This is a genomic window from Cobetia sp. 2AS, assembly GCF_029846355.1.
In the GTDB taxonomy this organism is placed as follows: domain Bacteria; phylum Pseudomonadota; class Gammaproteobacteria; order Pseudomonadales; family Halomonadaceae; genus Cobetia; species Cobetia amphilecti.
This window is the reverse complement of sequence record NZ_JARWKQ010000002.1, coordinates 590,397-608,176: the sequence shown is the minus strand read 5'-3', so window position 1 is coordinate 608,176 and position 17,780 is coordinate 590,397. Positions and strand designations below refer to the sequence as shown.

At 60.8% G+C, this 17,780-nt stretch carries 17 protein-coding genes; 1 reads left to right on the top strand and 16 read right to left on the bottom strand.

All coding sequences use genetic code 11. The annotated features are described in order from the left end of the window. Window positions 1-21: 21 nt before the first annotated feature. The 10 genes from QD356_RS07645 to QD356_RS07600 all read right to left on the bottom strand — a co-directional run bounded on the left by QD356_RS07645 (window position 22) and on the right by QD356_RS07600 (window position 11,023). On the bottom strand, window positions 22-957 hold the full coding sequence (locus QD356_RS07645) for a YncE family protein (protein WP_192837778.1): 936 nt from the start codon (window positions 955-957) through the stop codon (window positions 22-24). Window positions 958-1,058: 101 nt separating this feature from the next. Beyond that, a complete protein-coding gene (locus tag QD356_RS07640; RefSeq protein ID WP_192837779.1) occupies window positions 1,059-2,111 on the bottom strand; it encodes a TRAP transporter substrate-binding protein in 1,053 nt (350 codons plus the stop codon). 130 nt (window positions 2,112-2,241) lie between these two features. Next, the gene (locus QD356_RS07635; protein WP_192837780.1) at window positions 2,242-3,522 is read right to left on the bottom strand and encodes a TRAP transporter large permease subunit; all 1,281 of its coding nucleotides are present in this window, start codon (window positions 3,520-3,522) and stop codon (window positions 2,242-2,244) included. Then, window positions 3,519-4,223, bottom strand: a complete 705-nt coding sequence (locus tag QD356_RS07630) for a TRAP transporter small permease (protein ID WP_192837781.1) — start codon at window positions 4,221-4,223, stop codon at window positions 3,519-3,521. The genes QD356_RS07635 and QD356_RS07630 overlap by 4 nt, the downstream gene beginning before the upstream one ends. A gap of 158 nt (window positions 4,224-4,381) precedes the next feature. Then, window positions 4,382-5,425 (bottom strand): TRAP transporter substrate-binding protein, encoded by a 1,044-nt coding sequence (locus QD356_RS07625; protein WP_192837782.1) that lies wholly within the window; start codon window positions 5,423-5,425, stop codon window positions 4,382-4,384. A gap of 91 nt (window positions 5,426-5,516) precedes the next feature. Continuing rightward, window positions 5,517-6,542, bottom strand: a complete 1,026-nt coding sequence (locus tag QD356_RS07620) for an amidohydrolase family protein (protein WP_192837783.1) — start codon at window positions 6,540-6,542, stop codon at window positions 5,517-5,519. A gap of 38 nt (window positions 6,543-6,580) precedes the next feature. After that, on the bottom strand, window positions 6,581-7,579 hold the full coding sequence (locus QD356_RS07615; RefSeq protein WP_192837784.1) for a TRAP transporter substrate-binding protein: 999 nt from the start codon (window positions 7,577-7,579) through the stop codon (window positions 6,581-6,583). A gap of 158 nt (window positions 7,580-7,737) precedes the next feature. After that, window positions 7,738-8,751: an AraD1 family protein gene (araD1, locus tag QD356_RS07610; RefSeq protein WP_192837785.1), complete on the bottom strand. Its 1,014-nt coding sequence runs from the start codon at window positions 8,749-8,751 to the stop codon at window positions 7,738-7,740. Between the two features lie 10 nt (window positions 8,752-8,761). Further along, a complete protein-coding gene (locus tag QD356_RS07605) occupies window positions 8,762-9,934 on the bottom strand; it encodes an L-rhamnonate dehydratase (protein WP_024952543.1) in 1,173 nt (390 codons plus the stop codon). Between the two features lie 60 nt (window positions 9,935-9,994). Further along, window positions 9,995-11,023, bottom strand: a complete 1,029-nt coding sequence (locus QD356_RS07600; RefSeq protein WP_192837786.1) for a 4-hydroxythreonine-4-phosphate dehydrogenase PdxA — start codon at window positions 11,021-11,023, stop codon at window positions 9,995-9,997. A gap of 223 nt (window positions 11,024-11,246) precedes the next feature. Here QD356_RS07600 and QD356_RS07595 point away from each other — a divergent pair, with 223 nt between their 5' ends. Further along, window positions 11,247-11,975, top strand: a complete 729-nt coding sequence (locus QD356_RS07595) for a FadR/GntR family transcriptional regulator (protein ID WP_192837787.1) — start codon at window positions 11,247-11,249, stop codon at window positions 11,973-11,975. 254 nt (window positions 11,976-12,229) lie between these two features. On the opposite strand, the gene QD356_RS07590 is transcribed toward QD356_RS07595, so the two are convergent. From QD356_RS07590 to QD356_RS07565, 6 genes are all read right to left on the bottom strand, one after another. Further along, on the bottom strand, window positions 12,230-12,895 hold the full coding sequence (locus tag QD356_RS07590; RefSeq protein WP_192837788.1) for a GntR family transcriptional regulator: 666 nt from the start codon (window positions 12,893-12,895) through the stop codon (window positions 12,230-12,232). A gap of 174 nt (window positions 12,896-13,069) precedes the next feature. Beyond that, window positions 13,070-14,218: a mandelate racemase/muconate lactonizing enzyme family protein gene (locus QD356_RS07585; RefSeq protein ID WP_192837789.1), complete on the bottom strand. Its 1,149-nt coding sequence runs from the start codon at window positions 14,216-14,218 to the stop codon at window positions 13,070-13,072. Window positions 14,219-14,266: 48 nt separating this feature from the next. Then, window positions 14,267-14,908, bottom strand: coding sequence for a 2-dehydro-3-deoxy-6-phosphogalactonate aldolase (locus QD356_RS07580; protein ID WP_192837790.1), 642 nt, complete (start codon window positions 14,906-14,908; stop codon window positions 14,267-14,269). Continuing rightward, entirely contained in the window at window positions 14,902-15,822 is a 921-nt protein-coding gene (locus QD356_RS07575) for a 2-dehydro-3-deoxygalactonokinase (protein WP_192837791.1), read from the bottom strand. Before QD356_RS07575 ends, QD356_RS07580 begins: the two co-directional genes overlap by 7 nt. A gap of 1 nt (window position 15,823) precedes the next feature. Further along, on the bottom strand, window positions 15,824-16,495 hold the full coding sequence (locus tag QD356_RS07570; RefSeq protein ID WP_192837792.1) for an RraA family protein: 672 nt from the start codon (window positions 16,493-16,495) through the stop codon (window positions 15,824-15,826). A 36-nt stretch (window positions 16,496-16,531) separates the two neighbouring features. Then, window positions 16,532-17,521 carry a C-terminal binding protein gene (locus tag QD356_RS07565; protein ID WP_192837793.1) on the bottom strand — a complete coding sequence of 330 codons (990 nt, stop codon included), beginning with the start codon at window positions 17,519-17,521 and terminating at the stop codon, window positions 16,532-16,534. Window positions 17,522-17,780: the final 259 nt, after the last annotated feature.

The window sequence follows — 17,780 nt, the reverse complement described above, 5'->3', positions numbered from 1 at the left end:
AAGCATCAAGTGCCGATTGACTCAGTGGTCACGCACCAGCAGGCAGGACACGTCCGGCTCGGCGCGTGTCGCGAAGCTTCTGCGTACCTGGCCGCTCTCCAGATCCAGCACCGCGATGCGATCGCCCTTGAGCGAAACGAAGGCTTGCTCGCCATCCGGGTGGAAGCTCATCGCGATGGGAATTGCCTCAAGCTGGATGGTGCCCAGCGGCGCCAGCGCCTCATCGAACAATGACAGCGAGCTTTCCCCGTAATTGGTGGTGATCAGGCGCCCCTTGGGGTCACGGTAGATACGGTTGGGATCTCGACCGGTGGTCGCCGAGGCGCGCACGGTCATCGATTCGGTATCCACCGCCACGATGCTGTCGTCATCGCGGTTGCTGATGAACAGGGTATGGCCATCGGCGGACAGACTGTTGCCCTCCGGCTTGCGGCCCGGAATCATCGCGATGGGCGTGAAGGTGGCATCGTGAGGCTTGAATTTGGTGATGGTATTGCTGAGCAGATTGATGCCGTAGGCCCAGTCGCCGGTCTTGGTGAGCGCGAACAGGTGGGTCTTGTAGCCACCGGAGGACACGGCCAGATCCGGCGTGGTCTGGGTCAGGGGCGTGTTGAACAGCAGCAGGGTGTTGTGGCCTTCGCTCATGGCGTAGAGGCGGTCCTGGTCATCGATGCCCAGGCCGTGGATGCGATAGTACGGCCAGGTACTGAGCGTATTGACCAGCGTGAAGGTCTCGAGATCGACCACGAATACCGAGCAGCCGCCCTGGTCGCCGATACAGTCGGCACCGAGGATGCCGTAGTGACCCACGAAGGCGTAGCGGCCGGTGGAATCCACCACGAACTCATGCGGGTAATCCGGCAGGCGCAGGTGGTGGAGTTCCTCGCCGCTGGTGGCGTCGAACAGACTCAGGGTGTGCGCACATTTCTGGTTGAGCAGCAGAACATCTCGGGACATGACATTTCTCCAATCAGCGAGGGTGCCGTCAGGGCCTGGTTATCAAGGACTTGCGCCCTCGCTGGGGTGACAGATAGGGAAATCGAAAAAGCGCTTGGGCGTTACTGCGTCACGGCGGCCGTGGTCTTCTGCGTGCCTTGCGGCTCGACCTTGGCATCAACACCGACATCGGCGCTGGCCTGGCTGGCGCCCTGAATGGCATCGATCCAGTCGCGACCATTGGCGGCGATATAGCTGTCCCAGGTCGGCAGCACGACCTTCTGGAAGGCGGCGGTATCGACGTCGGTCTCGATCTTCATGCCCTTGTCGGCCAGTTCAGCGAGAATCTTCTGCTCGTTCTTCGCGTTCAGTTCACGCTGATAATCGCCGGCCTCCCGCGCCGCGCTTACCAGTACCTGCTGATATTCTGGTGACAGGCTTTCGAACTTGTCGTCGTTCATCACTATCAGCAGTGAGGTGTAGGCCTGGTTGGTCAGTGACAGGTAGTCCTGGACCTCATAGAAGCCCGCCGACCAGACGATGCTGATCGGGTGGTCCTGTGCGTCGACCGTGCCGGTTTCCATCGCGGTGTAGAGCTCGCCCAGCGGCATCGGCACCGGATTCGCCCCCAGCAACGAGAAGGCCTCGATCAGCGACTTGTTGGAGTTGGTGCGCATCACCAGGCCATCGACATCGGCGGGGGTCTTGATCGGGTGCTTGGAGTTGGTCATCGCGCGGAAGCCGACCTCCCAGAAGGCCAGGCCCTTGAGGTTGTCTTCCTTGAGCAGAGCCAGGGCATCGTCGCCGACCTTGCCGTCCAGCACCTGATAGGCCGTCTTGCGGTCAGGGAAAATGTAGGGCAGATCGAAGGCGCCCAGCGCCGGCTGCAGACCCGCGAAGTTGGGGTTGCCGGACATCTCGATATCGATGGTGCCGCTGCGCACACCGGCGATCATCTGCTGGTCGCCCCCGAGCACACCATTGCCGAAGATGTTGACGGTGATCTCGCCATCCGTGCCTTCCTTGACCAGCTCGGCGAAGCGCTCGGCTGCCTGCTGCTGGGTATCGGTGGTCGGGGCGGCGTGGGCCAGCTTGAGCGTCATCTGGGCATGGGCAGCACTCAGCGGGGCGATCAACAGCAGGCTGGCGAGGGTCGTCTTGATCATGGGTGTCATTGAATGGCTCTCTTGTTGTCTTTGTTGGCGGCTGTCTTAGCGGGCTGCTGTCTTAGCAAGCGGCATGTCGTTGGCGTCTTGCCTTCTTTCTGTCGTCTTTTGCGGCTTCGTGGTTGTGGTTGTCACGGAGTCAGTCGGTCATCCAATAAAGGGGCGCGGTGATGATCTGCGGGAAGGCGACGAACAGCAGCAGAATCACTACATAGGCGAGGGCGAAGGGCGCGACGCCACTCACCGCCTTCTCGAACTTGAGGTTGCCGACGCTGGTGATCACGTTGAGCACGTTGCCGACCGGCGGGGTGATCAGGCCGATGGCGCAGTTGAGGACGAACATGATCCCGAAGTAGACCGGGTCGATGCCGGCCAGCTTGACGATGGGCATCAGGATCGGCGTGAGCACCAGAATGGTCGGCGTCAGGTCCATCACCATGCCGACCACCAGCACGATGCCCATGATGGCGAGCATCAGGATGCGCGGGTCATCGGCGAGCGGCTGCAGCAGTCCGGCCACCATCAGCGGCAGCTGGGCGATGCTGATCAGCCAGGAGGCGACCATCGCCGCGGCGACCAGGAACATCACGATGGCGGTGCTGCGGGCGGCCTGGGCGAGCACGGCGTAGAGCTGGCTGAGGTCGAGTTCGCGGTAGACCACGGTGGCGACGAAAATGGCGTAGACCGCCGCGACCACACCGGCCTCGGTCGGGGTGAAGATGCCGCTCTTGATGCCGCCGATGATGATGACCGGCAGCATGATGGCCCAGAAGCTGTCCTTGAGTGCCTTGAGGCGTTCACGCCCGCTGGCCTTCTTCGTGACCACCAGATCTTCCTTGCGGGTCATGAACAGCCACATCACCACCAGGGTCACGCCCATGATCAGGCCCGGCACGATGCCGGCGAGGAACAGCTTGCCGATGGAGATGCCACCGGCGACGCCGATGATGATCAGCGGAATGGAGGGCGGGATGATCGGCGCGATGATGCCACCGGCGGCCATCAGGCCGGAGGAGCGGCCCAGCGGGTAGCCGGCCTTGCGCATCATCGGCAGCAGCATGCTGGCCAGCGCCGCGGTATCGGCGACGGCGGAACCGGACAGGCTGGCCATGACGATGGCGGCGAAGATGGCGACGAAGCCGAGCCCGCCCTTGCGGTGGCCCACCAGTGACATCGCCAGCGTGACGATGCGCTGGGAAAGTCCGCCGCGCGACATCACTTCGCCGGCGGTGAGGAAGAAGGGAATGGCCAGCAGAGTGTAGCTATCGGCGCCATTGACCAGGTTCTGGGCCAGGATCTGCGAGTTGAACAGATCCAGATGCAGCATCAGCACGATGGCACTGACCAGCAGGGCGAAGGCGATGGGGAGGCTCAGGCCGATGGCGGCCAGCAGGGAGCCGAGGAAAAGCCCGATGGTCATGGCGTATCTCCTTGCGAATCAGAGGCGTGGCTCGGCGCGACGCGCGGCGTGACAGCATGCAGTGCCAGCGGCGTCAGCAGACGCCAGAGCAGAATCAGGGACATCAGCACGCCCGCCATCAGGCCGGCGAGATAGAAGACGCCGACCGGAATGCCGCTGATGGGAGAGAGGTTGCTCCAGTTGAGCACCGTCTGGGCGTAGCTGCCCTTGAGCAGCATCAGGCAGCAGCCGAGCATCGCCAGGGTCACCAGCCGATCCAGCCCGGCGCGCATGGCCGCAGGCAGCTTGTCGGCGAAGGTATTGACGCTCAGGTGCTCCTGGCGGATCAGCGCCGTGACTGCGCCCATGAAGGTGACCCACACGAACAGGAAGCGGGACAGCTCGACACTGATCGAGATGCCGCTGTTGAAGCCGTAGCGCAGCACCACATTGACGAACACCAGTACGATCATCGCCACCAGCGCCAGCACCATCAGCAGGGTCAGGGTCTTCTCGAGTCCCTTGAACAGCGCCGTGATGCCGACGGCAATGCTCGAGGGGGTGGCCGTGTCCTGCGGGACTGTCTTTTCCTGCACAGTGGTCTTGTCCTGCGGAGCTGCCGTGTCCTGCGCAGCGCCAGCGGTCTTGCGGGACTCGGCGTGCGTGGCAGAGGGCGGTTTGATCGACATGGATAACGGCATCTCTTGGGTCAGTTTGTTCATGGTGTCATCCCCGAAGGAGGCATCTCGATGACGGTGCGGCAGCGCTGTCATTGCGCCCCTCTGGTTGCAGCGAAAAGGGCACTGCCGCGTGTCGGTGGCTGGGACTGATGTCAGGGACTGATGACACAGGCGCTGATGACCGGGGCTGATAAAAGTGTTCAGCGCGCGTCGGCCAGGGCAGTCTGGAACTGCGTCACCACGTCTGCGTCAAGTGCCTGGGTGTGCTGCTCGATCACCGGTGCCAGGGCCTCACGCATGCGCTGGCGCTCACTATCCGCGACCACGTTGACGGCCATCTTCTTCTCGAGGGCACTCAGCAATTCCTCGTTCAGGGCGCGGCTCTGTTCGCGCTGATAGAGCGTGGCTTCACGGGCGGCCTCGCGGACCAACTGGCGCTGCGCCTCATCGAGTGACTGCATGAAGTCGGCCGAGGCGACCACCACCAGGGCGTCATAGGCATGCGCGGTGCGCGAAAGATACTTCTGGACCTCGAAGAAGCGCTTGGCGTCGATCACGGTGTAGGGGTTTTCCTGGCCATCCACCGTGCGGGTCTCCATGGCCGTGAACAGTTCATTGACCGACATGGGCACGGCGTTGGCACCCAGCCCATTGAAGAGGTCGATGTAGAGCGCGTTCTGCATGGTGCGAATCTTGAGGCCTTCGATGTCCTCGAGCGTCTCGATGGGGCGGCGGCTGTTGGTCATGTGACGGAAGCCGTTTTCCCAGTACTCGAGTGCCACCAGCTGCTTGTCACCGAGGCTTGCGAGCAGGGCTCGGCCGGCCTCGCCATCCAGCACCGCGTCCGCATGTGCACTGTCATCGAACTGGAAGGGCAGGCTGACGATGTTGAAGTCAGGATTGAGACTGCTGAGGGTCGCGGTGGACGGTACGGTGAAATCCAGGGTCCCGGACTGCAGCATCGAGGTCATGTTGACGTCGTTGCCCAGAATGCCGTTGGAGAACACCTTGACGGTGATCTCGCCGTCGGATTTTTCCTCGACGAGTTGTGCGAACTTCTTGGCCCCCAGCGTCTGGGGGTGGGCATCCGGCAGGCTGGTGCCCATGCGCGCGGTGATCTCGGCGTGGGCAGTGGTCGCGAAGGTCAGCATCAGTCCCAGCGCGGAGACTGCCTTGAGCAGGCCTGTCTTGAGCAGGGCTTTGTTGATCAGAGCTTTATGGCAAAGGGCGTGGTGGGTAAGCATGGCGAATTCCTTGCAAGTTGTTGTTATAGAGAATGTTCTCATGGCAATCGCTGGCGTGGCGATCGTCGTCATTCCGGCCCGTCGGTAGCGTTCAAGCGGTAGCGTTCAAGCGGTAGCGGCGCACGGCGTTGTCGCAGAACAGCTTGAGGCGGTGTTCGGGACTCAAGGAGCGGCTGAGGTCCTTGAAGGCTTGCAGCAGCGTATCGAGCGAGGTCACCAACCCATCGACCGGGAAGTTGCTGGCGAACATCACGCGGTGGACCCCGAAATGGCGCAGCACGATGGCAAAGACCTCACGGTTGTCTTCCAGCCGCCAGGGCTGACCCGCGATGCCAAGCCCCGAGAACTTGATCATCACCTGGGGCCAGGCGGCGACCTTGGCGAGGGCCCGTGACCACTGACGCAGGGTGTCGGGATGACGGTCACCGGGCACGCCGGCGTGATTGATCACCACCGGCATCTCGGGGTGACGGTCCAGCAGTGGCAGCAGTTCCTCGAGGTGCCACCAGGGCACCTGCAGCTCGAAGATCAGCCCGCGCCGCGCGACTTCACTGACGCCGTACTGATAATGCGGGCAGCGCAGCGAGCCGGGCATGGCGTGGGTGGCAAGCCTCGGATCGTGACGTTCCAGCGCGGCCGGCTTGTGGCGAATGCCCATGACCAGGCTGCCTCTGGGGGTAGGTGGCTCACACAGCGTTGCGAGTTGCTCGGCGATGTTGTCCTGATCCAGCCAGGCCTGGGCGATCATGGCATTCGGCCAGCCGGTCTCGCGGGCAGTCTCCTCGACCCAGCGCACTTCCTTGAGCGCATCGCCCCGCGCCCATTCCGCTTCCATGTAGACGCAGCCCATCACGCGATGCGCCTCTCCCGCTGCCATGAGGTGCTCGGCGGGCATGTAGGGGCGACGAATCGCGGCATAGTCGCCGTAGCGGAAGGCAATCATCGGCTCATCGCACAGCCAGGGGTGGTAATTGCGCGTCGGGTCCCAGACATGCATGTGGGCATCGATGATCGGCAGGTCATCATCCTGCTGCGTGGCCAGATAGCGCTCGCGTTGCTCGCCCAGTTCGGCAAGAGACGCAGGCATCACCGGGGATTGGAGTGAGTCAGAGAGCATGGCGAGCTTCCTTCCAGTGGCGAGTCAGGCGAGCGTGATCAGTGGGCGAGAGCGGCGTCGATGCGTTCCAGCAGCTCGCTGCCGTGCTTGGCGGTGAACTCGGCGCGTACCGGCTCGGCGACCTTGGCCCGCATGCTGGCGGTATCGGGCTCGCGCACGACCTGCATGCCCTGTTCCTCGAGGAAGGCCAGATCGCCCTGTTCATTGTCATGATTGAGCTGGCGCTGATAGCGGGCCGCTTCGCGGGCTTCTTCCTTGATCAGCGTCTGCAGTTCGGGGGCCAGGCTGTCGAACGTCTGCTTGTTCATGATCAGGGGCGCGGCGGTATAGGCATGCGCGGTCAGTGACAGATGGTCCTGCACCGAATACAGGTTGGCGGAGCGAATCAGGCTGACCGGATTCTCCTGGCCATCCACGGTGCGGGTTTCCAGCGCGGTATAAAGCTCTGCGAAAGGCATCGGGGTCGGATTGGCACCGAGGGCCTGGAAGGCAGCGATATGCGCCGGGTTCGGGGTGGTGCGCAGCGTCAGGCCGCTGATGTCATCGGCGGTCTCTACCGCGCGGCGTGAGTTGGTCAGGTTGCGAAAGCCGATTTCCCAGAAGGCGAGCCCTTCGATCTGCTGAGGCTGCATGGCAGTCAGCAGGTCCTGACCGACCTCGCCGTCCAGTACCTGATAGGCCTGTTCGCGGGTATCGAACAGGAAGGGCAGGTCCAGCACGTTGAGCTCGCTGACCAGGCCACTGAAATAGGGATTGCCGGAGAGCTCCAGATCGATGGTGCCGCTGCGGACACCGGAAATCATCGCCTGGTCATTGCCCAGCTGGCCGTTGGGGAAGATCTTGACCGTCAATTCTCCCGCGCTGCGCTCGGCGAGACGTTCGGCGAAGCGCTCGGCGGCCAGATGCTGCGAATCGGTGACCGGGTGGGCATGCGCGAAGGTCAGCGAGGTGGCGGCAGTGGCGGTGCCTGTCATCGCCAGGCTGAGCAGGGCGGCGGACAGGAGGGTGGCGGTGGTGTGGTGGCGTGAGGTTGTCATGGCGAAACCCTTTTCTCGTTATTGTCGTGATGCGTTGGCGGCGTGGTGCTGCTGTTGGTGCTATTGGTACTGCTGGTGCTGCCGGGATCAGGGCCGTGTGATGGCGGAAATCTCAAGACCCTGATCCTTGCTCTACTTGTTGTGCTGATCGGCAGTGTTCACAGCACTGCCATGGCGGATGGCATCTCAACGTCGTTGTCGTGGGACTCGAAGGCGACCGGGTTGCGCAGTGCGCGCCCGAAGGCCGGCAGTTCGATCTCGAAGCGGTCTCCTTCCTGCACCTTGATCTGGTCGGCGAAGCTCAGCGTGGCGGTGCCGAAGAAGTGCACATGCAGGTCACCGGGCGCGCGGAACTGGGCGTACTTGAAGTGGTGGTGTTCCAGATTGGCCAGGCTGTGCGCCATGTTGGCCTCACCGGTCAGGAAGGGCTTCTCCCACAGGGTCTGGCCTTCGCGGGTGATGCGGCTGGTGCCTTCCAGGTGCTGGGGCAGTTCGCCGATCAGCAGCTCAGGTCCGTAGCTGCAGGCGCGCAGTTTGGAGTGGGCCAGCCACAGGTAGTTGGCGCGCTCGGTGATGTGGTCGGAGAATTCGTTGCCCACGGCATAGCCGATGCGGTGCGGCTGGCCATTGGCATCGTTGAGGTACAGGCCGACCAGTTCGGGCTCCTCGCCGGCATCCTCGGCGAAGGCCGGCACGCTGATCGCGGTTTCCGGCGCGACCACGATGCTGCCGTCACCCTTGTAGAACCACTCCGGCTGCGCGCCGACCTGACCCGCGGTGGGCTTGCCGCCCTCGAGGCCCATGCGGAACATGCGCATCGAGTCGGTGACGTTGGCGTCATCCTCGCGTTGTGCCTGAGCGGCGGCATGCATGGCATCGCGGGTGTCAGCACTGCCCAGGTGGGTCAGGCCGGTGCCGGTGACGGTGCAGCGCGCGCGGTCGGGGTGGGTGACCGGCGGCAGAAGTTCGCGGCGATCGATCGCCTGCTTGTAGTCGACCAGGGTGTGTGAGTAGTGCTGTTCGATCAGCGCGCTGAGCCCGATGCCCAGCTCGATGGCGCGGGTGGCCAGCTCATAGGTGCCACCGGGGAAGTCGAGCATGCGCAGCTGGTCGCGGCTTTCGACCACGGCGACCCGCGGGCCATTGGCGGTGCGAAGTTGGACGAGTCTCATGATGGCTTCCTCACTCGATGATGTTGAACTGATCGAAGTAGTCGCTGTTCAGCTCGAGGCCCAGCCCCGGGGTCTCTTCGTCGAGATCGATGAAGCCGTTCACCGGCTCCGGGTCGCCCTTGAAGATGTAGTAGAAGAGCTCGTTGCCGATCTCGACATCATGCACCGGGAAGTACTCGCTCATCGGAGAGGCCAGTGAGGCCATGGTCAGGTGGTAGTTGTGCATCTGGCCGGCGTGCGGAATGACCGGCACGCTGAAGGACTCGGCGAGGGCGTTGATCTTGCGCGCGGCGGTGATGCCACCGACCCGGTTGGTGTCGTACTGGATGACGGAGACAGCGCGCTTTTCCAGCAGCTGGCGGAAGCCGTAATGGGTGAATTCGTGCTCGCCGCCGGAGATGGGAATGCTGGTCAGCTGATTGAGTTCGGCGTAGCCATCGATGTCATCGGCGATCACCGGCTCTTCCAGCCAGCGCGGCTGGAAGCGTTCCAGCTTCGGCAACATGCGCTTGGCGTAGTCCAGGTTCCAGCCCATGTAGCACTCGAGCATCAGGTCGACATCCTCGCCGATGACTTCACGCACGGCGGCCACGCTATCCAGGTTGGCACGCACTCCCTCGACCCCATCACGCGGACCGTAGCCGAAGCGCATCTTCATGGCGGTGAAGCCTTGGTCCAGATAGGACTGGGCCTCTTCCTGCATGCCCTTGAGGTCGGTGCGGTAGAGCTTGGAGGCGTAGCAGGGAATCTTCTCCTTGGTGCGCCCGCCCAGCAGCTTGAAGACCGGCTTGCCGACCGCCTTGCCCATGATGTCCCAGATGGCGATGTCGACGCCGGAGATGGCGGCCATGCCGATGCCCTTGCGACCCCAGGCGTGAGTGGAACGGTACATGCGCTGCCACAGGTATTCGTAGTCGAAGGGGTCCTGACCGATGATCAGCGGCGTGAGGTACTGATCGATGATCGCCTTGGCGATGCGTGGCGCCAGCGCCACATTGCCCAGCCCGACCAGGCCGTTGTCGGTCTCGATCTCCACTACTGTCCAGCCGTGGAAGCGGAAGGTGCCCATCGAGTCGCCCTTGTCCCACAGCTCGTCCATGGCGTTGGAGCAGAAGTGAGCGGTCGGGGGGACGGTGTGGCCTTTCCATTCGAAGACGCGAGTTCTGACGTTGGTGATCTTCATCGAATTATCCTTGTTGTGGATGGCGTTGATTCAGGTTCATGAGCGAGAGGCGCAAGCGCATCAGGCAGAGGCGGTCTCGAGACGCAGTGCACGCAGGTTGGTGCCCATGCGCTTGGCGATCGCGAAGGCATTGCGGGTCGGATTGACGTCCGCCTTGCCCTGACCGGCGATATCGAAGGCAGTGCCGTGGGCCGGCGTGGTGATGGGAATCGGCAGGCCGCCCTGGACGGTGACGCCGGACTTGAAGCCCAGCAGCTTGATCGCGATCTGCCCCTGGTCGTGGTACATGGTCACGATGGCGTCGTACTCGCCATCGCGCGCCTTGATAAATATGGTGTCGGCCGGGAAGGGGCCCTCGACCGGGTAGCCCTGTTCATTGCAGCGCGCGACGGCCGGCGCGATGACGTCGATTTCCTCGCGGCCACAGGTGCCACCTTCACCACCGTGGGGATTGAAGGCGGCGACGGCGATGCGCGGGCGTTCGAAACCGGCCAGTTTCAGCGAGTCATGAATCAGCTGGCTGGCGGCGATGATGCGCTCCTGGGTGACGTACTCGGCGGCGTCCTTGAGCGGAATGTGCGAGGAGATGCGCGAGGTCCAAAGGGTCCCCAGGGTGTTGAACTCGCAGAAATAGCCTTCGACTCCCAGTTTCTCGGCGAAGAAGTGCAGCTCGTCCTCGTGGCCGAGGCCACCTTTCTTCATCGACAGCTTGTTGAGCGGCGCGAAGCAGATGGCGTCGACTTCCTCGTTCTGGGCCGCCTCCAGGCAGCGGGACAGCACCGCGAGGGTCGAGGCACCACAGGCGGCGCTTTCCTCGGCCAGCGTCACATCCTGCTGCGCCACGCTTTCCACCAGCATCAATGACAGCCCTTCATGCTCGCGGGCCTCGGCGAAGCTTGCGACGCGCGGCAGCTGGGTGAAGAGACCGGCCTGGCGTTGGCCCTGCTCCCACAGCCACTGATCGCCGACCAGCACGCTGTGGGTCTCGGCGAACTGCTCGGGTTCCGCGACCAGGCGCGCGATCAGCTCCGGGCCGATACCGGCGGGGTCACCAAGGGTGAGGGCAATGACAGGGCGTGTTTCGGACATGTGAATTCCAGCCTTGTGAGAGTTGGCGTTGTTGTTGGTTTCTTCAATCAATTCGCACTTATGGTCTGCTGGTTGGTTTACCGGACCAGTTGAGATAAAAATTAGCCGAGGCCACGCTGATCGGTCAAGGTTTTCTCGAAAATTGCGACCATGGTCGGTTTGTGGATGCGTGATATGCGGTTGTCGGTTATGCTGGTATGAAATCTATACCAGTGGAGGCTGCATGAAGCAGACGCCTTTCGCCTTCGAGAAAGCGCTGAAGAATCAGACCAAGAAGGAAATTCTCGCCGACAAGCTCATCGAGATGATCCTGACGGGGCTGCTGCGCGATGGAGATGAGCTGCCTAGCGAGCGTGAGCTGGCGCAGTTGTTTGAAGTGAGTCGTGAGACCGTGCGCGGGGGGCTGGCGCTGTTGACGGGCTATGGCCTCTTGAATGTCTCGCACGGCAGCAAGTCACGGGTCTGCGCCAGTGAGGCCGTGATCGACAGCTTCCGCAATCATCCCGCGCGTCAGCAGGGCGATGAGCTCAACAACCTGGATATCGAGAGCGTCTTCGAGAGCCGGATCGTGGTGGAATCGGCCATCGCGCGACGTGCCGCGCGACATATCGATGAGGTAGGGCTCAAGAAGCTCGACGCCTTGCTGGAAGCCCAGTCACAGCACTTCGACTCGCCGGTGAACTTCCAGCTCTCGGATCAGAACTTCCATCACGTCATCGCCGAATACTCGCGCAACGAGATCCTGATCCGCTATGCCGATGAGCTTTATACCTACGCGCTCAACATTCGCCGCCAGGTCATGGCCGAACATGGCTCGATCAAGCGCAGCTATGAAGAGCACGTACGTATCGTCGAGGCGCTACGTGCCGGTGACCCGGACGCCGCCGAACGCGCCATGCTCTCGCATATCGACAGTGTCTATTACACGACGCGAGACAAGATGCCGCGCTGATTGATGGTGTTTATATCGGCTAACCCTAGCAGGCGGAGTCGACTGTCATATCGCAGTGCTAGCTCGCTCACCGGCTATTGGTGAGTTGCCAGGCCCACATGATCCCCTTTGGGATATGGCGGTCGGATTGAGTAATGATAAACGCTCAGGTCTTACTCTACGCACAGATGATGGCCAGACCTTTTCCAGAAATAGAGTTCACATGAGGTGGTAGCCAGTGGGATAGTTCGATGACTTTCCTGTGGGCACTGATTTTACAGTTGGGTAATGTCTTCCACGCCAACTTCGTAAGTCTCTTGAGTGCGGCCAATGTGTGCATCCAATAGCGCGCGCAGAGCGGTGATGTCCTTGTCTTGAACAGCGTCGACTATCTCGGTGTGTTCTCTGAGCGAAAGGCGGGTATGGTCCGGCCGGGTTGCCAGGTGAGTGCGTAGGGCAGCGATCTTTCCAGCGTACTGCTCGTAGGAACTCTTTAAATAGGCGTTTCCACAATGGTTGAAGAAGGCCATGTGGAAGTCCGAATCCAGATCCAGGTAATCGGTTATGCGCCCAGATCCATGTGCTACTTGCATCTGGCTTTCTACCTGTCGGAGCTCGTGATAGAGGCCAGGCTGATCAAACTCGATTGCCAATGCCAGGGCGGCTGGCTCCAAGGTACGGCGAAAGGTACAGATGTTGCCGACTTCGCGGGCGCTAAGGGTGAAGACCTGAGCACCGGACTGCGGCTTAATGATGACCAGGCCTTCGTGCTTGAGTCGGGTCAATGCTTCACGCACCGGCGTCTTGGATACATTCAGCAGTGCCGATATACCGCGTTCGGAGATAGCTTCGCCCAAGGCAAGCTCCCCTCGTACGATCATGTTACGTACGTGATCAGTGACGAGAGCTCCTAGGGAGGGAGGGCGTTCAAAGTCCTGCATCTCGGTCCTTTTAGGCTGTAGTGTCGGCCCGAGAAGGGCCATGGAATTTTTCCACAGAGTAGCACAGACGACTGGAATACCAGATGCCTATGCCAGTGGGAAGATTGACCTCAGATTTTAGACTTATGGCAGCAGGGGCGAGCAGGCATATGAACTTGATTTCCAATCCGTGTGTCAGTAAGGACGGGCGTGTTCACGTAGAAAATCGCGATCGATGGTAAACCCGAGGCCGTCACCTGTAGGGACGTTGACCCAGCCTTCACTCTGGGTGATCGCTGCGGTGACCAGATTGGATCGGAAAGGATGGCTCGAGGTGTCGTACTCGAAGATCGGACCGCTGGCTGCCAAGGTGGGATTGACCAACGGCATCGCGGCGATGGCATGCAGCGATGCATACTGACCGATCGCGGTCCCCCAGACATGGGGGTTCACCTGGATACCGTTGGCGAGGGCCAAGGCGGTGATATGCGTCATCGCGGTCAAACCGCCGGCCATGGCCACATCTGGCTGAGCGATATCGATACAGCGCCCGGCCAGTAGGTCGCGAAATCCGAAGAGGGTGAATTCTGCTTCGCCACCGGCTAGGGGGATCAGAGTCTTCTGCTTCAACAGACGATAGCCCTCCTTATCATCGGGGTTCACCGGCTCCTCGAACCATCGCAACCCGTATGTCTTGAGGCCATCTGCCAGCTGTGCTGCCTCGCTGACGGTATAGGCGTGATTGGCATCAATCATCAGTTCGACGTTATCGCCCACAGCATCACGTATATCGGTCATGACTTTGATGTCATTGGCCACCCCGAAGCCCAGTTTGATCTTCATGCTGACAAAGCCTGCGTCACGGTGGCGACGCGCTTCTTCGACAAGACTAGCAGTGTCTGTACCAAGTTCGATACGAAAGAAGCCAGTAGCGTAGGCTTGCACCTGTTTGCGAAAACCGCCGCCAAGTAGTTCAAAGACAGGTCGTTGCGTGATCTTGCCCTTGAGATCCCAGAGTGCGATATCGAGAGCACTGATAGCAGCGATGACGATTCCCTTACGACCGTAGTCTCGAGTGTGATTGTAGAGCTCATGCCAGATGACCTCGCTATCGAACACTGAACGGCCGATCACTAATGGCGTAATTATGTACTTGAGGACTGAAGCGGACAGCTCCGGTTCCAGCAGCCCTGAGCATAGCGCTTCGCCCCAGCCGCTTTGTCCATCCTGAGTTACCACTTCCACCAGCGTTGCAGATCGACGGGTGATCCATTGCTGGGAGAATGCGAAGGGACGTGGCAGCTCGGATGTCATGGTATAGACGTTGATTTGCTTGATGATCATGGAAGTGCTCAAGCTGAGGTAAGGGGGTTTGCAGGCGCGTTGTGCTATCTATTGCTTGGCAGTCGCAGCCCAGCTGGCGTGAGCTTCGATAAATGCTCTTGCTCGCCTGGCGACCTCCGTATTGGCGATGCCAGGTTGATAGAGCGCGCCGCCGAGGCCGAACCCCCGTGCTCCTGCCTCGAGGTAACCCGCCATGGTGGCCGGCGTTATGCCACCCACCGGCAACAACGGCGTTGTCACGGGTAGCACAGCACACATGGCCTTGACTGCTGCAGGCGAGATCGCCTCGGCAGGGAATAGTTTAAGAAAGTCGGCACCGAACTCGATGGCAGTGAAAGCCTCACTGACAGTGCCTACGCCGGGGCCGTAGATCAGCCCTCTGACCGTGGCTTCGCTTGCGATCCGGGGGTCCAGGTTAGGGGCAATTATCAGGCGGCCACCTGCCTGCTCAACATCGGCTACGCGATCTGGCGCGGTGACTGTCCCTGCTCCTACTAGACCATCGTCCCCGACATGGGCTGCCAGGCGACGAATGCTTTCCAGTGGGTCGGGAGAATTGAGTGGGACCTCGATTAACCGGAAGCCTGCCTCAAGCAGGGCATCGGCTACCGGTATGACTTCCTGGGGTTTGATACCGCGCAGGATGGCGATGAGAGGGCAGGCGTCGAAGGCCTGTTGCCAGTTCAGCATGTAATCAGCTCCGCGGCTCTTGCGATGGCCAGCTGCCCGTGGCGTGACAGACCGGGCGTCGCCATAGTGGAGGGTAGCGACAGAAAGTCGGTGGCAATACGGTATCGCTCCGCAAGATCATGGCGGCCGATGATGGTGACCTTGCCAGGGGCTGACCCCTGTTGTAATTGGCCGAGGCATTCCTCGCCGATTAGCAGGCCTGAGAGATAGTCAGCGCTTTGCTCTGGGGATAGCTGGTCGAATAGGTGAAGCGCGCGAGTGGTGAACAGGGTCGCTAGCAGTTGTCCGGGGTGCTGGCGGGCGGTCTGTAACCCACGCTGAAAGGCTTCTGGTGAGAACTCGCCTTGGCGTATGGTGCGGCCAAGTAGTGAGTGCTCACGAAGAATCGCATAGAGTTCGCCGGTCATGCAGGTGACAAAACGGGTGATCTTATCGTGCTCGACCGTCAACCATTTGTTATGTGTTCCGGGTAGTAGGAAGGTGCCATTGCTGACATCTTGGGTAGACAGATAGCCGACTATCTCGGTTTCTTCACCGCGTATGACATCGGGGCGCTCGCCATCGAGCGACTGCACTGCGCCAGTGACGAAGTGCACCTGACCGAGGTCGGGAACGGTTTCACAGACCAAAGCATTGGCCAGCTCATTGATCCCCAGAGGGAGAGGTTGGTAGGGCGTCTCAATCCAGCCATTACGGCTGGTGATCATGCCCGAGGCAAGAATCGGTATGCCGGGGAAGTCGGTCAACCAGCTTTTTATGCTGTGACGAAGGAAACCTGCAAAGTCCCTGTCGGATACCGCGAGAATCCCATTGGGACTCTCGCGGGTATCGAGGGCCTCGCCGTGACGATCGACGAGGCTTGCACGAAACGATGAGGTTCCCCAGTCGATGCCAATCATAAGGGGATGCGACATCCTAGATTCTCCCGAACTCGGCCAGCAGGTCTTCGACGGTCTTGCCTTGCTGAACCCATGCGCGGGTAGCTTCCTCACGCTCGGCCTGCTCCAATGCCAGTTCGACTACCTCGGCTGCTCGGGCCAGCGGAATGACGGTCACACCCATCACATCGGCCACGATGAAATCACCAGGATTGACCGGTACGCCGCCACAGGCGATAGGCACGTTGATCGACAGCTCCTCCTTGCGATCGGAGAACATGGTGTGGGTACCACGCGGAGTGATGGCGCGTGTCCAGATCGGCCATTGGATATCTTCGAGTTCATCGGTATCACGTCCCGCGCCGTCCACTACCATGGCTCGAATGCCACGATTCTGGGCCAAAGCGCCCATCAGACCACCACACACAGAAGTGTTGGGATCCCCACCGGCATCGACAACGATGATATCGCCTGGCTGGCCCATCTCCAGTGCCTTGAGGGGATCGACCAGGTCGCCCTTCGATAGCTGAACGGTAATTGCTTGGCCACAGACCTTGGCGCGGAAGGCGGGTTTGATGCCGCTATCCATCACCCCGGTGCGATATTGGGAGTCGGCGAAGACAGCCGTGGCGGAGTAGTAGGACAGAACTTTGTCGAATTTCTCGAGCAGTGCCGAGTCACGCTTGAAATCATTGAATTGCTTGAGCATAAGAACGTTCCTCTGATCGTTGTAGTGGTGTGCTTTTCAGTGAGACGGTGTATTGACGGGGTTGTGTGGTGACTGGCCAGCCAGCACTCGGGCGACTTCCTTGGCGGCGATAGTGCGGGCCGCACGCAGTGATTCCTCCGAGTAGTAGGCGGCATGAGGGGTCACGATGACGTTGGGGAGCGAGAACAGAGGATTGTCGTTGGGGGACCAGTGTTTACGTTTGGCTGGCTCCTCCTCGGGATCATCGAGGCCCGCCCCAGCTATCCAGCCCTCTGACAACGCCTTGTAGAGCGCGCGGTTATCGATGGTGGGGCCGCGGCCAGTGCAGACCACCAATGCGTTGGGTTTCATTGAGCGAAACTCCTCCTCGCTCAAGAAGTGACGAGTTTCCGTTGTCATTGGCACCTGCATCATGACCACGTCTGACTCTGCCAGCAGTGCGCCCTTGCCCACTGCTGCAACCTGATGGGCCGCGATGGTTGCGCTATCGACGTAGGGGTCGTGAATGATCACCTGAGCCCCGAAGGCCTTGGCACGCTGCGCGATGGCCTGGCCGATGGCGCCAAAGGAAACGATGCCAACAGTCTGGCCACGTAGACGATGTAGAGGAGCCGCACTCTGCCAGCGCCATTCACCTCGATGAGTGGCCCGGTCGTAGGCGAACAGCCCGCGCGCCAAGGCCAGCCAGAGACTGATAGCGTGGTCAGCAACTTCCTCGGTGCAGTAATTGCGCACGTTGGTGACTTGGATCCCCCTGGCGGTGGCCGCCGCCACGTCAACGATGTCGGTACCGACGCCGTAACGGGCGATGACCTGGCAGCGCTGCATGGCGGCGATGGTGCTGGCACCGATGTAGGCATATTGGTTGATCATGGCAGCGCAGTCGGCAGCGTGTTCTAACAGGTCCTGCTCCGATTTGGCTTGCAGGGCTATCACTTGGGCTCCAGCCTTCTCGAGAATTTCGCGCTCCAACTCGATATCGGCGAAGTCGTGATCAGTGATGATCACCTTCGGTCTGGTGGGCATGGCACTACCTCGTAATTGTTCGTTGCTGTCTTTTGCTCAACTGGTGTACCAGGCACCAGATGGAGTGAAATATACAAGCTAGCGTCGAGCTGTCAAAGAGGATCGATTGATAACGTCATTAGACATTGGTCATGTGAAGTACAGTAGCTACGGTGCCAAAGTCACCATCTTAAGGTATTGGGTATCGATGGGTTATTCTCTTTTTTATTCAATAATTATTCATTAAAAACAAAGCCTTATCTGTGTTTTTCAGAAAGCG